At 66.8% G+C, this 16283-nt stretch carries 16 protein-coding genes; 11 read left to right on the top strand and 5 right to left on the bottom strand.

What is annotated here, in order from left to right:
• Positions 1–312: 312 nt before the first annotated feature.
• From KF889_20265 to KF889_20245, 5 genes are all read right to left on the bottom strand, one after another.
• The gene (locus KF889_20265) at positions 313–1485 is read right to left on the bottom strand and encodes an iron-containing alcohol dehydrogenase (GenBank protein MBX3501784.1); all 1173 of its coding nucleotides are present in this window, start codon (positions 1483–1485) and stop codon (positions 313–315) included.
• A gap of 28 nt (positions 1486–1513) precedes the next feature.
• A complete protein-coding gene (locus KF889_20260) occupies positions 1514–2464 on the bottom strand; it encodes a hypothetical protein (GenBank protein MBX3501783.1) in 951 nt (316 codons plus the stop codon).
• A gap of 100 nt (positions 2465–2564) precedes the next feature.
• On the bottom strand, positions 2565–3782 hold the full coding sequence (locus KF889_20255; protein MBX3501782.1) for an NADP-dependent isocitrate dehydrogenase: 1218 nt from the start codon (positions 3780–3782) through the stop codon (positions 2565–2567).
• Between the two features lie 248 nt (positions 3783–4030).
• Positions 4031–6253 (bottom strand): NADP-dependent isocitrate dehydrogenase, encoded by a 2223-nt coding sequence (locus tag KF889_20250; GenBank protein ID MBX3501781.1) that lies wholly within the window; start codon positions 6251–6253, stop codon positions 4031–4033.
• A gap of 144 nt (positions 6254–6397) precedes the next feature.
• On the bottom strand, positions 6398–6982 hold the full coding sequence (locus KF889_20245) for a TIGR00730 family Rossman fold protein (protein MBX3501780.1): 585 nt from the start codon (positions 6980–6982) through the stop codon (positions 6398–6400).
• Positions 6983–7111: 129 nt separating this feature from the next.
• On the opposite strand from KF889_20245, the gene KF889_20240 reads away from it, so the two are divergent.
• From KF889_20240 to KF889_20190, 11 genes are all read left to right on the top strand, one after another.
• Positions 7112–8638 (top strand): hypothetical protein, encoded by a 1527-nt coding sequence (locus KF889_20240; protein ID MBX3501779.1) that lies wholly within the window; start codon positions 7112–7114, stop codon positions 8636–8638.
• Complete coding sequence (locus tag KF889_20235; GenBank protein ID MBX3501778.1) at positions 8560–9027, top strand: LysM peptidoglycan-binding domain-containing protein; 468 nt, start codon at positions 8560–8562, stop codon at positions 9025–9027. The genes KF889_20240 and KF889_20235 overlap by 79 nt, the downstream gene beginning before the upstream one ends.
• 4 nt (positions 9028–9031) lie before the next feature.
• Positions 9032–9715, top strand: coding sequence for a phosphatidylserine decarboxylase (locus KF889_20230; protein ID MBX3501777.1), 684 nt, complete (start codon positions 9032–9034; stop codon positions 9713–9715).
• Positions 9716–9735: 20 nt separating this feature from the next.
• Positions 9736–10587 carry a CDP-diacylglycerol--serine O-phosphatidyltransferase gene (pssA, locus tag KF889_20225; protein ID MBX3501776.1) on the top strand — a complete coding sequence of 284 codons (852 nt, stop codon included), beginning with the start codon at positions 9736–9738 and terminating at the stop codon, positions 10585–10587.
• Between the two features lie 3 nt (positions 10588–10590).
• Positions 10591–11199 (top strand): CDP-alcohol phosphatidyltransferase family protein, encoded by a 609-nt coding sequence (locus KF889_20220; protein MBX3501775.1) that lies wholly within the window; start codon positions 10591–10593, stop codon positions 11197–11199.
• 166 nt (positions 11200–11365) lie between these two features.
• On the top strand, positions 11366–11530 hold the full coding sequence (locus KF889_20215; GenBank protein MBX3501774.1) for a Flp family type IVb pilin: 165 nt from the start codon (positions 11366–11368) through the stop codon (positions 11528–11530).
• A gap of 351 nt (positions 11531–11881) precedes the next feature.
• Entirely contained in the window at positions 11882–12046 is a 165-nt protein-coding gene (locus tag KF889_20210) for a Flp family type IVb pilin (GenBank protein MBX3501773.1), read from the top strand.
• A gap of 374 nt (positions 12047–12420) precedes the next feature.
• A complete protein-coding gene (locus KF889_20205; protein MBX3501772.1) occupies positions 12421–12585 on the top strand; it encodes a Flp family type IVb pilin in 165 nt (54 codons plus the stop codon).
• 91 nt (positions 12586–12676) lie between these two features.
• Entirely contained in the window at positions 12677–13201 is a 525-nt protein-coding gene (locus KF889_20200; GenBank protein MBX3501771.1) for a prepilin peptidase, read from the top strand.
• Positions 13202–13205: 4 nt separating this feature from the next.
• The gene (cpaB, locus tag KF889_20195) at positions 13206–14189 is read left to right on the top strand and encodes a Flp pilus assembly protein CpaB (protein MBX3501770.1); all 984 of its coding nucleotides are present in this window, start codon (positions 13206–13208) and stop codon (positions 14187–14189) included.
• An 83-nt stretch (positions 14190–14272) separates the two neighbouring features.
• Positions 14273–16276: a pilus assembly protein N-terminal domain-containing protein gene (locus KF889_20190; GenBank protein ID MBX3501769.1), complete on the top strand. Its 2004-nt coding sequence runs from the start codon at positions 14273–14275 to the stop codon at positions 16274–16276.
• Positions 16277–16283 lie beyond the last annotated feature (7 nt).

Below are 16283 nucleotides of genomic sequence, written 5' to 3'. Positions count from 1 at the left end.
TTTCAACCTCTACGGTTGTCGTCCGCAGCCCTCCGATCGCTGCGAGACAGGGGATTCTGCCTCCGCTTATGCGTGTCGGAATCGCGGGTGATCGCCTATGATGTTCTTCCCTTCTCCCCGCCGTCGCGGGGAGAAGGAACTACAGCAAAGCCATATGCGATAGCCCTGCCCGGAGGGGGAAGGTGCCCGAAGGGCGGACGGGGGATGTCGAAGACGAACTGAGGAGTCCGTCTTCGACATCCCCCTTCCGGCGCTTCGCGCCACCTTCCCCCTCCGGGGGAAGTAAGGGTGCTCCATCCGCCCGAATGCGCTCTAATACGCAGCCTTCAGGATCTCCATGACTTGCTCCGGACTAGAGATCGGTCGCGGGTTCGAATGGGTCCAGTCGTCGAGCATGCAGTTCTTCGCCAGGCGCGGCAGGTCCGACTCGTCGATGTTCACGTCGCGCAAGGTGCGCGGCATGCCGAGATTGCGGATGAAGCTGTCGAGAATGCGCGCCGGCGGTGTGTTCGGCTGTCCCAGCGCGGCGGCGACCTCGCGCTGCCGCGCGCCGTTCACCGGCGCGTTGTAGTCGAGCACGTACGGCAGCATCACGCACGAGGTATGGCCGTGCGGCACGTTGGCCGAGCCGCCGAGGATGTGGCCGATGGCATGGCTGGCACCCAGCCGCGTGCCCGAGACAATGCCCACCATCGACAGCCACGCGCCGATCATGCAGCGCAGACGCGCGTCGAGATCGTTGGCATCGGCCTTCACCGCCGGCAGCCCGGCTCCCAGCGTGCGCAATGCCTGCAGCGCCGTGCCGTCGGTGTAGTCGTTGGCATCGAGCGACAGGAACGTCTCGATCGCATGGTCGACCGCGCGCACCCCGCTCGACAGCCACAGCCATTCGGGCGTGTGCACGGTGATCGCCGGATCGAGGATCACCGTCTCCGGCACGATGCCACGATTGATGAAGCTCTGCTTGAGCTTCAGTTTCGTGTTGGTGATGCCGGCGCGGGCGTTGAACTCGCCGGCCGACAGCGTGGTCGGCACCGCGATCTGCCGCACCTTCGGCGCCGTGAAGTCGGGCGTGCGGCGCGTGCCGGTGGTCTCGTCGACGACGCTGCGGAACGGCTCCATGCCATCGACGTCGCTGATGCCGTGCTCCAGGCAGATCGTGACCGCCTTGCCGCCATCGGTAACCGAGCCGCCGCCAATGGTCACCAGCAGATCCGCACCGGCGTCGCGCGCGGCATTGGCACAGGCGATGACCGACTCGCGCGGCGAATGCGCTGGCATATGATCGTGCACACCGGCGAAACGCGCACTGAGTGCCTTCTTCACCTTCTCGATCTCGTCTGTCGCGGCATTCAGCGTATGCCCGCTTAGGATGAAGACACGCTTTGCCTGTAGGCGATCCGCCTCGGCCACGATCGACTCGGCTGCAGGCTTTCCAAAGATCACGCGGTTCATCGCGGTGAAGACCATCGTGCCGGATTGCATGCTCGTCTCCTGCCGATTGGCCTACAAGCTAGTCCTTCGAAGCCACATGGTCGCAGTAGGCGCAGAGGCTAGAAGTATTGAAGGATACGTTACTCGGATCCAAGTCAACATGGCATCGAGCACACTTCCCTAGAACGGAGCCACACCAAACACAGCCAGTTTCCTCTGCTGTCGTTACGTAGGCGTCGACCGAGCACTCCGAGCAAGTTTGGACTGGCAGCGTGTCGCCATCTTTAGCTGCCATATAGGCATCGGCCTCGAAGTATTTATCGAGAGTATGCTCCACCAGTGCTTCTGCAGAAATCTCTTCGCCACAGCTTCTGCATACCGCTTCGACACTTTGGCGATCCCTATTCTCCGGGTCTGTCTGAGCCACGAGATTGGAGCCGCACTCGGGGCATTCGCGCGGTGCATCCTGCAAGCAAGAGTACGTCCACTCGACATATTGGAACGTGCCAACGCAAGCAGCAAGCTCGCGCTCGTGAACCTCGCGGACTTCCAGCATCTTCGTCCAGGCTTCGCCAAGTGCGGCCGCCGGAGACTCCTGCAAATACCGAAAGAGATCACTGACAACAGGAAACGCCCGCGCGATTGCCTCTCGCACCACAGCAACCGGCGTCGCGGTGTACAGATGCTCAATTTCATTCCGAATTCGATTCAGATCGTTCAGCAGAGTACGATCGATTCGTAGTCCGAAGTCCTTGAACCGATCTGCGAGTGTAGCGAAGTCCACAGTCTTAGAAGACTGAGGAACGAAGGAGATTCCCCCCACACCATCTGGTTGAGGCTTATAGGCCGCGCTCAATACGTCTGTCGCCTGGGCATTCGGTGCCTGACGCACAAGGACCTCCTTTGCCAAAAGGAGGATGCCCGCGTAGAAGTTCCTGACGGCAGACAAGGCACGCCCAGGATCGTTGGACTGGTAGTCTTCGACACCAATCCGTATTGCGAGAATCGCGTTGGTAAAGAGGGTGTTCATCTGCACACCAGGGAGTGTGAGGACTTCTGGTTAATCTGAAAGCACGAAAGGGCCGGGATTACTCACGACCCTTCGCTCATTCAACTGACGTTGCCGGGAATTACCACTTCGCCATGCGCTCCTTGAGCATGCCGTCGAGCGTGTCGAGGAACTCCTGCGTCGTCTGCCACGGCTGATTGGGACCGATCAGCAGCGCGAGGTCCTTGGTCATCTTGCCGCCCTCAACGGCCTCGACGCAGACCTTCTCCAGCGTCTCGGCGAACTTCACCACGTCGGGCGTGGCGTCGAAGGTGCCGCGGTACTTCAGGCCCTGCGTCCAGGCGAAGATCGAGGCGATCGGATTGGTCGAGGTCGCCTTGCCCTTCTGGTGCTCGCGATAGTGGCGCGTGACGGTGCCGTGCGCCGCCTCGGCCTCGACCGTCCTGCCGTCCGGCGTCAGCAGCACCGAGGTCATCAGGCCGAGCGAGCCGAAGCCCTGCGCCACGGTGTCGGACTGCACGTCGCCGTCATAGTTCTTGCAGGCCCAGACGAAGGCGCCATCCCACTTCAGCGCCGAGGCGACCATGTCGTCGATCAGGCGATGCTGGTAGGTGATGCCCCTGGCCTTGAACTTCTCGGCGAACTCCTCGTCGAAGACCTTCTGGAACAGATCCATGAAGCGGCCGTCGTATTGCTTCAGGATGGTGTTCTTGGTCGACAGGTAGACCGGCCAGCCGCGCATCAGGCCGTAATTGAACGTGCTGCGCGCGAAGCCCATGATCGACTCGTCGACGTTGTACATCGCCATGGCGACGCCACCGCCGGGGAAGTCGAAGACGTTGTGCTCGAGGACCTTGCCGTCCTCGCCCTCGAACCTGATGGTGAGCTTGCCCCTGCCGGGCACGACGAAGTCGGTGGCGCGGTACTGGTCGCCGAAGGCGTGACGGCCGATGACGATCGGCTTGGTCCAGCCCGGCACCAGACGCGGCACGTTCCTGCAGACGATCGGCTCGCGGAAGATGGTGCCGCCGATGATATTGCGGATCGTGCCATTGGGTGACTTCCACATCTCCTTGAGATTGAATTCCTGCACGCGGCCTTCGTCCGGCGTGATGGTGGCGCACTTCACCGCGACGCCGTGCTTCCTGGTGGCCTCGGCCGAGTCGACCGTCACCTGGTCGCTGGTCCTGTCGCGATTCTCGATGCCGAGGTCGTAGTACTTCAGGTCGATGTCGAGATAGGGAAGGATCAGCTTGTCCTTGATGAAGGCCCACATGATGCGGGTCATCTCGTCGCCGTCCATCTCGACGACCGGGTTGTTCACCTTGATCTTCGGCATCGTGCTTCCTGTTGTCTGGCGCGCTGCCCCTGCTGCCTGCGGTGCTATCGCCATGCATCGCCAATGTACTCCTTCTCCCCGCGAGGGCGGGGAGAGGGTGCCCTAAGGGCGGATGAGGGGCTTCGCGGAGTCTCAACAACGACGGCGTTCGTCGTCGCGCGAGGAAGCCCCTCATCCGCCTCACTGGCGCTCGGCACCTTCTCCCCGCCTTCGCGGGGAGAAGGACAGAATGCCATACCGACGCCGCGTCAGAGAGCGGCGAGCGCGTCGTTCAGCGTCTTGCTCGGCCGCATCGCTGCCGATGTCCTGGACCGATCGGGCAGATAGTAGCCGCCGGTATTCACCGGCTTGCCCTGCGCGGCGATCAGCTCGGCATCGATCTTGGCCTGGTTGGCCTCCAGCGTCTTCGCCAGCGGCTTGAAGCGGGCCGACAGCGCCGTGCTGTTGTCGCGCTTGGCCAGCGCCTGCGCCCAGTACAGGGCGAGGTAGAAATGGCTGCCGCGATTGTCCAGCTCGCCGACCTTGCGTGCCGGCGAGCGGTTGTGCTCGAGGATCTGGCCGTTGGCCTCGTCGAGCGTCTCGGCCAGGACCTTCACGTCCTCGTTGCCGGTCGTCTGCGCCAGATGCTCCAGCGACGCGCCGAGCGCGAGGAATTCGCCCAGCGAGTCCCAGCGCAGATACCCCTCCTGCTGGAACTGCTCGACGTGCTTGGGCGCCGAACCGCCGGCCCCGGTCTCGAACAAACCGCCGCCCGCCAGCAGCGGAACGATCGACAGCATCTTGGCCGAGGTGCCGAGCTCCATGATCGGGAAGAGGTCGGTCAGGTAGTCGCGCAGCACGTTGCCGGTGACGGAAATCGTGTCCTGGCCCTTGCGGATGCGCTCGAGCGAGAACTTGATCGCCTCGACTGGCGCAAGGATGCGGATGTCGAGGCCCTTGGTGTCCTCGTTCTTGAGATAGGTCTCGACCTTGGCGATCAGCTGCGCGTCGTGCGCGCGCCTGGCGTCGAGCCAGAACACCGCCGGCGTGCTGGTCAGCCGCGCGCGGCGCACCGCCAGCTTGACCCAGTCGCGGATCGGCTCGTCCTTGACCTGGCACATGCGGAAGACATCGCCGGCCTCGACCTTCTGGGTCATCAGGACCTGGCCGTCCTCGGCGACGACGTTGACCGTGCCGCCCTGGGGGATCCGGAACGTCTTGTCGTGCGAGCCGTACTCCTCGGCCTGCTGCGCCATCAGGCCGACGTTGGGCACGCTGCCCATCGTCTTCGGATCGAAGGCGCCGTTGGCCTTGCAGTCGTCGATGACGGCCTGGAACAGGGTCGAGTAGCAGCGGTCGGGGATCGCGGCGATGCAGTCGTGCAGCTTGCCGTCGGCGCCCCACATCTTGCCCGACTCGCGGATCATCGCCGGCATCGAGGCATCGACGATCACGTCGCTCGGCACGTGCAGGTTGGTGATGCCCTTGTCGGAGTTCACCATCGCCAGCCCGGGCCGCTTGGCGTACTGGGCCTGGATGTCGGCCTTGATCGCCGCCTTCTCGGCCTCGGGCAGGGTCTCGATCTTGGCCATCATCTCGCCGACGCCGATGTCGGGATCGACACCGATCTTCTTCAGCGTGGCGCCGTGCTTGGCGAACACGTCGGCGAAGAAGACGGACACGCAATGGCCGAACAGGATGGGATCGGAGATCCTCATCATGGTCGTCTTGAGATGCAGCGAGAACAGGATGCCGTCCTTCCTGGCCGCTTCGATGGTGGCGGCGTAGAAGGCGTCCAGCGCCTTGGCGTTCATCACCGAGCAGTCGATGATCTCGGCGGCCTTGAGCGGGATCTTGGGCTTCAGCACCGTCGTCGTGCCGTCCTGGGCGACCAGCTCGATGCGGGCGCTGGTCGGCGCCGCAATCGTGGTCGCGACTTCAGAGCCATAGAAGTCGTTGCCCGACATGTGCGCCACGCGCGTCTTGGAGTCCTTGCTCCAGGCACCCATCTTGTGCGGATTCTTGCGCGCGTACTGCTTCACGGCGCCGGCGGCGCGGCGGTCCGAGTTGCCCTCGCGCAGCACCGGATTGACCGCGCTGCCCAGCACCTTGCCGTAACGGGCGCGGATTTCCTTGTCCGCCGGCGTCGCGTCGCTGTCCGGATAGTTCGGCACGTCGTAGCCCTTGCCCTGCAGCTCCTTGATCGCGGCCTTGAGCTGCGGGATCGACGCCGAGATGTTGGGCAGCTTGATGATGTTGGCCTCGGGGCGCAGCGTAAGCTTGCCGAGCTCGGCGAGCTCGTCGTTGATCTTCTGCTCGGGCTTCAGCTTGTCGGGGAAGTTCGCGATAATGCGGCCGGTCAGAGAAATGTCCTTCAGCCTCACCTTCACGCCGGCGGTGCCGACGAAGGCCTCGACGATCGGCAGCAGGGAAAACGTCGCAAGACCGGGCGCTTCGTCGACCTTCGTCCAGACGATCTCGAGATCTGACATGCTTGCACCTCCGTGCGCCGCTTTCGTTCGGCCGAGTTGATCCGTTGCTGATCGCGGCCAGTCTTGTTGCATCGCCGTGAGGCAAAGGCAATCTCACGCCGCAGGGCGCGGCAAGGCGGCGCTGGGTCGCCCGAGAAAGGCGCCTCAGGTTCGATCCAGGGGCTTCATCAGCGAGCCGCGCGGCATGCTCTGCAAGGTCGGCAACACGTCGGAGGCCGAATCGACGAAGCGGATGGAGTCGCGCACATTGGCGCTGGCGAAGCGCCGGCCGATGACGCGCTCGATCAGGTCGAGCAGGGGCGTCCAGTAGCCGGCGGTGTTCAGCATCACCATGGGCTTCTCGTGCAGCGCCAGCGTGCGCCACGACATGATCTCGAACAGCTCCTCCAGCGTGCCGATGCCGCCGGGCAGTACGACGAAGGCGTCGGAGCGCTCGAACATCTCGCGCTTGCGCTCGTGCATGGTGGTGACGATCACCGGCTCGCTCAGCCGGCCGTGGCCGGCCTCGGCCCGGATCAGGAAGTCGGGGATCACGCCCACGACATAGCCGCCGCCCTCGAGCGTGCCGTCGGCCACCGCGCCCATCAGGCCCAGCCCGCCGCCGCCATAGACCAGCGTGACGCCTGCCTGGGCGAGCAGCGCGCCGAAACGCCGCGCCTCCTCGACATAGACCGGCTCGTCGCCGGGACGCGAGCCGCAGAAGACACAGACCGAACGAATAATTGACATCACGGGTCGGGAAGCGGGAGAGGGGAGGGATGCCGGCGGTTTTCCGCCGGGCGCATGTTTGCCATGATTGTCGTGGCATGAACGCCGGAAATCGTCCAGTCCGGCCAGGCCCATCCGTTCAGAGGTCAGATGACCGAACCCGTCAAGCCGCCCAACCCACCGTCCGACACCGGCCCCCTGCCGACGGACGAGGAGGCGATCCGTGCCGCCGTGGCTGCTCTGGCCGCCCGCCTGTCGCCGGCTGGCCCGCCTCGGGAGGTCACTCCGGGCAATGGCGATGGGGTGACCCTGGCGCCGGTCACCGCCAGGCCGGCCGCGGACGACGCGCCGGTGACGGTGATCCCCGTACCCGCCGCCGCGCCGCCGGCCGCGGACGAGGCGCCGAAGCCGCCGCGGAGCGCCCGCGCGGCGATGCTGCTGCCAGCTACGCCGAGCATCGAGCCGCCGGCCGCGCCGCGCCGCGGCGGCGGCCGCCTCGTCCTGGCGCTTGTCGCGATCCTGCTGCTGCTCGGCGGCGCCGGCTGGCTGCTGCGCGACCATCCCCAGGTGGCGGCGCTGCTGGGCGGATCCGCCACGCCGCCCACCGAGCCCAAGCAGGCCGCGGCGCCCGCCACGCCGACGGTACCGACTCCGCCGGCGACCCCTTCGGCACCCGTCAAGCCAGCCGATCCGCCGCCCGCGGGTACGGCAACGGCACCGCCCGCAGCCACGCCCGATCCGGCGCCCCCGGCGGCGACCCCGGCGCCGGCCGCCACGCCGGAGCCCGCCAAGCCGGAGCCCGCCAAGCCCGACAGCCCACCGACCTCGGCGACCGCGCCGCCCGCGGCCGCCCCCGATCCAGCGCCAGCCACGCCGGAGCCTGCCAAACCGGGCGACCCGCCGCCGGCCGCCACGGCGACGGCGCCGCCCGCAGCCGCCGTGCCCGATCCAGCGTCACCCGCGACAACGGCGCCGGCTGCGACCCCTGAGCCCGTCAAGCCCGGTGGTCCACCGCCTGCGGCCACGGCGGCGGCGCCGCCCGCAGCCACGCCGGCTCCAACCCCGACGGCCCCGGCCGCCACACCGGCGCCCGTCAAGCCGGACGGTCCGCCGCCGGCCACAACGGCGGCACCAGCGCCACCTCCTGCCGGGCCCGACAAGTCCGACCCGGCGGCGGCACCGCCGACCTTCGACAATGTCCTTGTGCGCGACGGCCGCGCCGTGATCTCGGGCCGGGCACCCGCCGGTTCGCGGGTCGAGGTGCAGCTCGGCGGCCGCACGGTGGCGACGGTCAACGCCGACACGCGCGGCGAGTGGGTGGTGATCCTCGACGCGCCACTGCCACCGGGAGGCCACGAGTTCCGCCTGGTGCAGACGCCGCCCGGCGGCGTGCCGGTGCCATCGGATCGAACCGTCGCCGTGATCGTCCCGCCGCCCGCCGCGCCGCCGCCTCTCGCCGCTGCGCCGCCCGTCGCGCCCGCGCCGGTGGCGCCGGCGTCACCGGCGCCGACCGTGCCCGGGCCACCGCCGGCACCTGCGCCGCCGCCGGCCGCGCCGCTGGTCGCGCGACACCGACCGCGCCGGGCGGCGCCAGCCAGGTGCTGCAGGGCCCGCCGCTGGCGCGCGCCGGCGATCTCGTGCTGGGCACCGTCGACTACGACGAGATCGGCCGCATGACGATCGGCGGCCAGGCCAATCCCGGCGAGACGGTGCGCGTCTACCTCAACAATCAGCCGATGGGCGACGCCACCGCCGGCGCCGACGGCAAATGGAGCCTGGCACCCGGGCAGTCCACGCCGCACGGCCCGCAGCGCCTGCGCGTCGATCGCCTGACCGCCGGCGGTCCCGGCGTGGCGCACCGGCTCGAGGTGCCGTTCGAGCGAGTGAAGGTGAAGCCCGGCGATTCGGTGACCGTCGTGCGCGGCGACAATCTGTGGAACATCGCCCGCGGCGCGCTGGGCGGCGGCGAGCGCTACACCGCGATCTACGAGGCCAACCGCAGCCAGATCCGCGACCCCAACCTGATCTATCCCGGCCAGGTGTTCGTCATCCCCAAGCCGAGATGAGCCCATGCTGGCCAATTTCCTGATTCCCATCCATCCCGAAGGATGGCGCTTCATCGCCATCTTCGCCGGTGTCACCCTGGCGCTGGCGTGGACGCCGCTGTTCTGGCCGCTGTTCATCGCCACCGGATGGTGCGTCTATTTCTTCCGCGATCCGCCGCGGCTCACGCCGGCGCGGGCGGGACTGTTCGTTGCGCCGGCCGACGGGCTGGTCCTGAAGGTCGAGGAAGCGGTGCCGCCACGCGAACTTGGTCTGGGCGAGGTGCCGATGATGCGCATCAGCACCTTCCTCAGCGTCTTCGACGTGCACATCAATCGCATCCCGGCGGACGCCACCGTCGATGTCGTGGCCTATCACCCCGGCCGCTTCCTTGCGGCGTCCGACGACAAGGCCGGCGACGAGAACGAGCGCCAGTCGGTCAGCCTGACCCTGCCCGACGGCCGCAGGGCCGTGGTGGTGCAGATCGCCGGCCTGGTCGCGCGGCGCATCGTCTGCCATCTGCGGCCGGGCCAGGCGGTGCGCGCCGGCGAGCGCTATGGCCTGATCCGCTTCGGCAGCCGCACGGATCTGTACCTGCCAACGGGCGTTGTTCCACTGGTGGCGCCGGGGCAACGTATGATCGGCGGCGAAACCGTGATGGCCGACGAGCGCGCCGCCGATGCCGGGCCGCGCGGCGCGGCCGAACTCTAGAGAGGCCAGGGAGGCGGACCATGCCCGATCCCGAGCAGCGCGAACGGCGCCTGCGCCTGCGCGGCCTGTCGATCAACCGGCTGCTGCCCAACATCATCACGCTGGCGGCGCTGTGCGCCGGCCTGACGGCGATCCGCTTCGCGCTGAACGGCGATTTCCGCTCCGCCGTGCTGGCGATCATCGCCGCCGCCTTCCTCGACGCGCTGGACGGGCGGGTGGCGCGCCGGCTCAATGCCACCAGCCGGTTCGGCGCCGAGCTCGATTCGCTGTCCGACGTGATTGCCTTCGGCGTGGCGCCGGCCTTCCTGATGTACCTCTCCACCATGAGCACGGCCGGCACCTTCGGCTGGGTCGTCACACTGATGTTCCCGATCTGCAGCGCGCTGCGCCTGGCCCGCTTCAATGTCGGGATCTACGCCGAGGAGAAGCCGCCGGTCTGGGCCGGGGCCTATTTCACGGGCGTGCCGGCGCCGGCCGGCGCTCTGCTGGTGCTCATGCCGCTGATGCTCAGCCTGTCGCCCGACGTCGAATGGGCGTGGCTGCGCCATCCCGTCACCGGCGCGGTGTTCCTGGTCGGTATCGGCGCGCTGATGATCAGCCGCCTGCCGTCATGGTCGCTCAAGCGCGGCCGCATCCCCGGTCCCTGGGTGGTGCCGACCCTGGTGCTGGTGGCGCTGGGGATCGGTCTGATGGTGACCACGCCGTGGACCACCCTGCCGCTGATCGGGCTGGTCTACCTCCTGCTGCTGCCGTTCAGCTTCGTCAGCCATCGCCGGACAGCGGCGCGCGAGGCGGCGCCCGCCCAGACGCCTTCGCCCGCCGTCGTCGAGTTGCGCGCCGTGGGCGACTCGAGCGATCCCGGCCGGCGCTGAACCATGCTCGATCCGCTGATGCGGCGGATCGTCGATCCGGCGCTCGACCGTGCGGGGCGCCGGCTGGTGGCCGCCGGTGCGTCTGCCGACGGGCTGACCCTGCTCGGTCTGGTGGTCGGGCTGGCGTGCGTGCCGTTGCTGGCGGCCGAGGCCTATGGCTGGGCGCTGGCCTGCTGTCTCGCCAATCGCGCTATCGACGGCCTCGACGGAGCGGTGGCGCGCATCCGCGGGCCGACCGATTTCGGCGGCTATGCCGACATCCTTGCCGACATGGTTTTCTATGCCGCCGTCGTTCTGGGCTTCGCCCTGGCCCGGCCGGAGAACGCGCTGTGGTCGGCGCTGCTGCTGGCGGCCTTCGTCGGCACCGCATCTTCTTTCCTGGGATATGCAGTGATCGCGGCCAAGCGGGGCCAGCAGGCATCGCCAGGAGGCCGCAAATCCTTCTATCACGCCGCCGGCCTGATCGAGGGCACGGAAACCATCGCATTCCTTGTCGCCATGATGATTTATCCAAGCATTTTCAAGTACTTATCATTGATTCTTGCAGGACTCTGTGCGGTCACTGTGGTCGGTCGTCTGGTCGAGGCAAGGCGTCGCTGGCGTGATCGCTGATTCATGGAATCTGAATACATTACATTAGTTCAATAAGTTAACAGAAATGTCTAATCTAAAGAACCAATCTCGTTGCTTAAACTCGAAAGCGGGCGTAAATTCCGCACCGGCAAGCCCGTGCTGTACGGCCGAAACGGCGAGCAATGGGCAATCGGGAGATATCTTGATGCTGTCGACCTTGCGCAGGCTTCTCGAGGACGAGCGGGGTGCCACCGCGATCGAGTACGGCCTGATCGTCGCGCTCCTCTCGACTGCGGCCATCGTAGCCTTCAGCACGGTAGGCACGAACCTCAGCTTGAGAATGAGCAACACGGCCAACAGCCTGAACTAGATCTCGACCGGTCCTTTACCTGCGTCAAAGCGACAGGCCGCGGCAGACGACAGCCGTGGCTCGTTGCGCGCTTGGTTGACGTGGATCGTCAAAGAATCGGTAGCTGTGGTATTATAATCACTTGTCATGTCTTTTTTATCTTTCGCGATAGCTTTGCGTTGATTTGATGAATTGGTTGAGATATAACTTCCACTCGCTGGAACTGATTGGAGGTGCAGTCCGGCAACGTGGCCCCGCCGCGATCCCATAAAACTCCTCCGGTATGAGCATGGTTCGCACTGAATTTGGGGGAGACCCGCAAGCCATAACGGCCCGAACCGGGCGAACCGAATGTATTTAGGAGATACGATCATGCTGTCCATCTTCCGCAATGTCATGAAGGACGAGTCCGGCGCCACGGCCATCGAGTACGGTCTGATCGCCGCGCTGATCTCTGTCGCTGCCATCACCGCGTTCAGCACGGTGGGCACCAAGCTCAGCGAAATGATGAGCAACACGGCCAACAGCCTGAACTAAGCTCGCCTTCAGCGCGAAAGAAGTCGGGCCGCAGGTCATCCTGCGGCCCGCTCTCGTTGTGGCCGGCACGATGATCGAAGATGGACGAATTGGGCCACCAGATCTAGCGAGCGGAGGCCAGGAATTGACGCAATCCGTGGTATCAGTCCATTACGGATGAGAAATCTCTTTTTAATTCAATGGTCTATTGGTCCATCTTGAAGTATTTTATCTTGACCATTGAAGTGACTTTGCGTAGATTTCTGCGCAGAAGCCGCAGCGGGATCGGGGCGACTTCTGCGGCCGGCCATGAGGCGCCGCATGTATTGCTGGTCCGGCTGATAGGCCTCCCGGTCCATCAAGCTTATTCATAATATATTCAAGAGGTTACCGTCATGTTGTCTGTCATCGGCACGATCCTGAAAGACGAGTCGGGTGCCACTGCCATCGAGTACGGCCTGATCGCCGCGCTGATCTCTGTCGCTGCCATCACCGCCTTCTCGACCGTCGGCACCAAGCTCAGCGAAATGATGAGCAACACCGCCAACAGCCTGAACTAGTGACGACCTGCCCGGGTCGCGCACGGCGTTACCTGGGCTGCTCCCGCCGGCACAAGCCGCCGCGACCCATCATCCGTCAAAGAACAGGCGCATGTCGGAAGCCCTCCAGCTCGTCGATCTCATTCTGATCAGCGGCTTTGCCGCCTTGGCGATCGGCGCCGCGCTCAGCGACTGGGCGCGCTTCGTCATTCCCAACCAGATTCCAGTGGCGATCGCCGGCCTGTTCGCCGTGCACGCCGGCGTCATCCTGCTGGGCGGCGGCGCGGCGATGTCGCTTGTCTGGGCGCTGGCCTGCGGCGCCGCGGTGTTTGCGGGCGGCGCCTTCCTGTTCTCCCAGAAAGTGCTGGGCGGTGGCGACGTCAAGCTGATGGCTGTCTGCGCGATGTGGGCCGGCCCCAGCCATATCGTCGAGTTCGTGCTGGTCACCACGCTCTACGGCGCGTTGCTCAGCGCGGCATTTCTCCTGCCGGCGTTCCGCCAGAAATCCGAGCTGGCCGATACCGGCTTCTCCGGTTCGGTAACGGCGGCACTGCGCCGCCGGCTGCCATACGGCTTGGCGATCGCCACCGGTGCGGTGGTGGTCTGCCTGCGATTGCTGACCGAGGCGAGGGCCTGATCCCATGAACGTCGCACGTGTAGGCGTCTTCGCCATCGCCCTGCTGGTTGCGGGTGTGATGGTCTTCTTCGGCCGTCACTGGCTGGGTTTCGCCGCCCAGCAGCCGCAGACGGTGGCCGCGCCCAGCGGTCCGGCGCAGCGCCTGGCCAAGCCCTCGCTGACCGAGGCGCCGCAGCCGGCGCCGGCCCTGCAGGTTCTGGTCGCCCGCACCGACATCCGCACCGGCCAGATCGTCAAGCCCGACGACATGCGCTGGCAGGCGTGGCCCGATGGCACAATCTCGCCGACCTACATCATCGAGGGCCGACGCCCACTGTCCGACTTCGTCGGCGCCGTCGCCCGCGCGCCGATCTCGGCCGGCGAGCCGATCACCGAGGGTCGTGTCGTGCTCTCCGGGACCCGCGGCTTCATGGCCGCTGTCCTCCAGCCCGGCATGCGTGCCGTTTCGGTGCAGGTCACCCCGACTTCCGGCGTGTCCGGCTTCATCTTCGCCGGCGATCGCGTCGATCTGATCCTTACGCACACCTACGAAAAGGACAGCCTCAAGGAGCGCCAGGCGAGCGAGACCATCCTGCGCGACATTCGCGTCATCGCCATGGACCAGCGACTGGATGTACGGCCCGGCGAAGCGCCCCAGATCGCCAAGACCGCGACCCTCGAGGTAACGCCCAAGCAGGCCGAGATCATCGTGCTCCTCGCCGAGATGGGCAAGCTCTCGCTCGCGCTGCGCAGCCTGCAGGAGCCATCGGACGTCGACGGCGGGGCAGCGGCGCGCACCCAGGACAACGAGCCCAGCTTCACCCGCGACAGCAACGTCAGCCGTCTGCTGGGCGGTCCCGCCGCACCGGTGGCCGCCTCGACCGGCGGTGGCGGCGCTCCGGCAACCACCATCACCATCCTGCGTGGGACGGCCGCTACGACCGCGGCCCCCCAGACCGGCCCTCCCCCGGCGGCGGCAGGAGCAAGCGGCGGAGTACAACGCCAATGACAATCAAGACCCCTCTGGACATCATTTCCGGCAGGCTGCGATTTCACTCGCGGCCTGTCGCATGCCTTTTCGCGGCGGCCGTCATGCTGTGGCCGATGACCGAGGTGAGTGCGCAGAGCGACGGCGTGACGATCAACCGACCTGTCACCGCTGCACGCGTAACGTCGAAGCCGCAGGCAAAGCCCGCGCGGGTCAAGGGCGAGATCTCGGCCGAAGAGCTCAATCGGCGTTTCAATGCGCAGCTGCAGATCGACCGTGCCCAGCAGGCCGCGCCGGTGACGCCGGCTTCGGTCGAGCCTCAGGCCGCGCCGGCGACGCCGGCTTCCGTCGAGCCTCAGGTCGCGACGCCCGTCGCCGTGCCGCCCTCGCCGAGCCCGGCACCGACCGTGCCGCCGCCGTCGCGTGACGAGGCGAAGCCCGGCTTCTTCGACCGCATGTTTGGCACGTCCAGGACTGAGCCGCCGCCGGCCGACGGTCTCGCACCAAGACCTGACCCGGCGCCAGTCCCGACCCAGGCCCAGGTCGCGCCACCACCCTCGGCCCCTTCCGGCGGCCAGACTCCGCCGCCGCCATCGGCTCCCTCCGGCGGTCAGCTCGCGCAGGCGCCCAGCCTGCCGCCACCGCAGCCTGTCCCGTTGCCGGGCCAGCCGCCCACGACACCCGTGCAGCCTGCACCGCCGCCGGCGCCCGTGCCGCCACCGCCGGGCATGACGACGATCCCGGTTCAGCCGCAAGTGGCACCGCCCCCGCCCGACCGCGCCCAGCGCGATTTCGGCCGCGCCGCGGTCGTGCCGACCGAGGCGCCGACCATGCAGATCGAGGTCAGCAAGGGCACCATGGTGCGATTGAAGGGGCCGGCGACGACGGTGTTCGTCGCCAACCCCGATATCGCCGACGTGCAGGTGAAGTCGCCGACCCAGATCTACGTCTTCGGCAAGAAGCCGGGCGAGACCTCGCTCTACGCCACCGACGGGGCCGACAATGTTCTGATCAACACCATCGTGCGCGTAACCCACGAGCATTCGCGGCTGCACGAGGCCCTGCGCCGCATCGCGCCCGGCACGCAATTGCAGTTCCAGACAGTGGGCGACATGATCTTCATCAACGGCACTGCGCGCAACGCCGGCGAGATCCAGGAGGCGCGCCGTATCGCCGGTGCGCAGCTCGGCAATCCCGACCGCGTCGTGGTTCAGGCCAGCGTCGACGCGCCCAGCCAGGTGCTGCTGCGCGTGCGCGTTATCGAAGCCCAGCGCCAGGCGCTCAAGCGCGTGGGGATCAACTGGGAGGCGGCCGGACGCATCGGCTCCTTCGCGCTCGGGCTGGCGACGCCTACCGACATCGCGTTCGGCGCCGCGGGCGAGCTGCTGCGCCAGGGGGCGCCGTCCGGTGGCCTGCTCAACATCCGCAACCAGGGCACCAACCGGGACATCAACGGCGTGGTCGACCTGCTGGCGACGGAAAACTTCATTGCCATCCTGGCCGAGCCCAACCTCGTCGCGCTGAGCGGCGAGACCGCGAGCTTCCTGGCCGGCGGCGAGTTTCCGGTCGTCACCACCTCGGGCGTCAACCAGGTCAGTGTCAGCTACAAGCAGTTCGGCGTCAGCCTCGCGTTCACGCCGACCATCTATGGCGACAGCCGGATCAATCTCAAGGTCCGCCCAGAGGTCAGCCAGCTCAGCACCCAGGGACAGGTGGTGCTCAACGGCTTCACCATCCCGGCGCTGACCACGCGCCGGGCCGAGACGACGGTCGAGCTCGGCAGCGGCCAGAGCTTCATGATCGGCGGCCTGATCAACAACACCTCGACCCAGGACATCTCGAAGCTTCCCGGCCTGGGCGACCTGCCGATCCTGGGGGCGCTGTTCCGCTCCGACGCCTTTCAGCGCAACGAGACGGAGCTGGTGATCCTTGTCACGCCGTATCTCGTCAGGCCATCGAGCGGGCGGATGATGTCGCCGACGGACGGCCTGGTTCCACCCAACGACGGCGATCGATACCTCTATGGCCGCACTTATCGCCAGCAACCCGCCGGGCAGGGCGGTCCGGTGCGTCGCGTCGTCGCCGGCGGCGGCTTCATGATCGACTAGCGCGGGC

The organism is Alphaproteobacteria bacterium (assembly GCA_019635875.1).
Taxonomy (GTDB): Bacteria; Pseudomonadota; Alphaproteobacteria; order Reyranellales; family Reyranellaceae; genus JAFAZJ01.
This window is presented reverse-complemented; position numbering and strand designations above follow the sequence as displayed.

Excerpts from the sequence above, each read along its gene's own strand:
- KF889_20265 (MBX3501784.1), bottom strand. The coding sequence starts at position 1,485 with ATGCAATCCGGCACGATGGTCTTCACCGCGATGAACCGCGTGATCTTT.
- KF889_20260 (MBX3501783.1), bottom strand. The coding sequence starts at position 2,464 with ATGAACACCCTCTTTACCAACGCGATTCTCGCAATACGGATTGGTGTC.
- KF889_20255 (MBX3501782.1), bottom strand. The coding sequence starts at position 3,782 with ATGCCGAAGATCAAGGTGAACAACCCGGTCGTCGAGATGGACGGCGAC.
- KF889_20250 (MBX3501781.1), bottom strand. The coding sequence starts at position 6,253 with ATGTCAGATCTCGAGATCGTCTGGACGAAGGTCGACGAAGCGCCCGGT.
- KF889_20245 (MBX3501780.1), bottom strand. The coding sequence starts at position 6,982 with ATGTCAATTATTCGTTCGGTCTGTGTCTTCTGCGGCTCGCGTCCCGGC.
- KF889_20240 (MBX3501779.1), top strand. The coding sequence starts at position 7,112 with ATGACCGAACCCGTCAAGCCGCCCAACCCACCGTCCGACACCGGCCCC.
- KF889_20230 (MBX3501777.1), top strand. The coding sequence starts at position 9,032 with ATGCTGGCCAATTTCCTGATTCCCATCCATCCCGAAGGATGGCGCTTC.
- pssA (MBX3501776.1), top strand. The coding sequence starts at position 9,736 with ATGCCCGATCCCGAGCAGCGCGAACGGCGCCTGCGCCTGCGCGGCCTG.
- KF889_20220 (MBX3501775.1), top strand. The coding sequence starts at position 10,591 with ATGCTCGATCCGCTGATGCGGCGGATCGTCGATCCGGCGCTCGACCGT.
- KF889_20215 (MBX3501774.1), top strand. The coding sequence starts at position 11,366 with ATGCTGTCGACCTTGCGCAGGCTTCTCGAGGACGAGCGGGGTGCCACC.
- KF889_20210 (MBX3501773.1), top strand. The coding sequence starts at position 11,882 with ATGCTGTCCATCTTCCGCAATGTCATGAAGGACGAGTCCGGCGCCACG.
- KF889_20205 (MBX3501772.1), top strand. The coding sequence starts at position 12,421 with ATGTTGTCTGTCATCGGCACGATCCTGAAAGACGAGTCGGGTGCCACT.
- KF889_20200 (MBX3501771.1), top strand. The coding sequence starts at position 12,677 with ATGTCGGAAGCCCTCCAGCTCGTCGATCTCATTCTGATCAGCGGCTTT.
- cpaB (MBX3501770.1), top strand. The coding sequence starts at position 13,206 with ATGAACGTCGCACGTGTAGGCGTCTTCGCCATCGCCCTGCTGGTTGCG.
- KF889_20190 (MBX3501769.1), top strand. The coding sequence starts at position 14,273 with ATGCTGTGGCCGATGACCGAGGTGAGTGCGCAGAGCGACGGCGTGACG.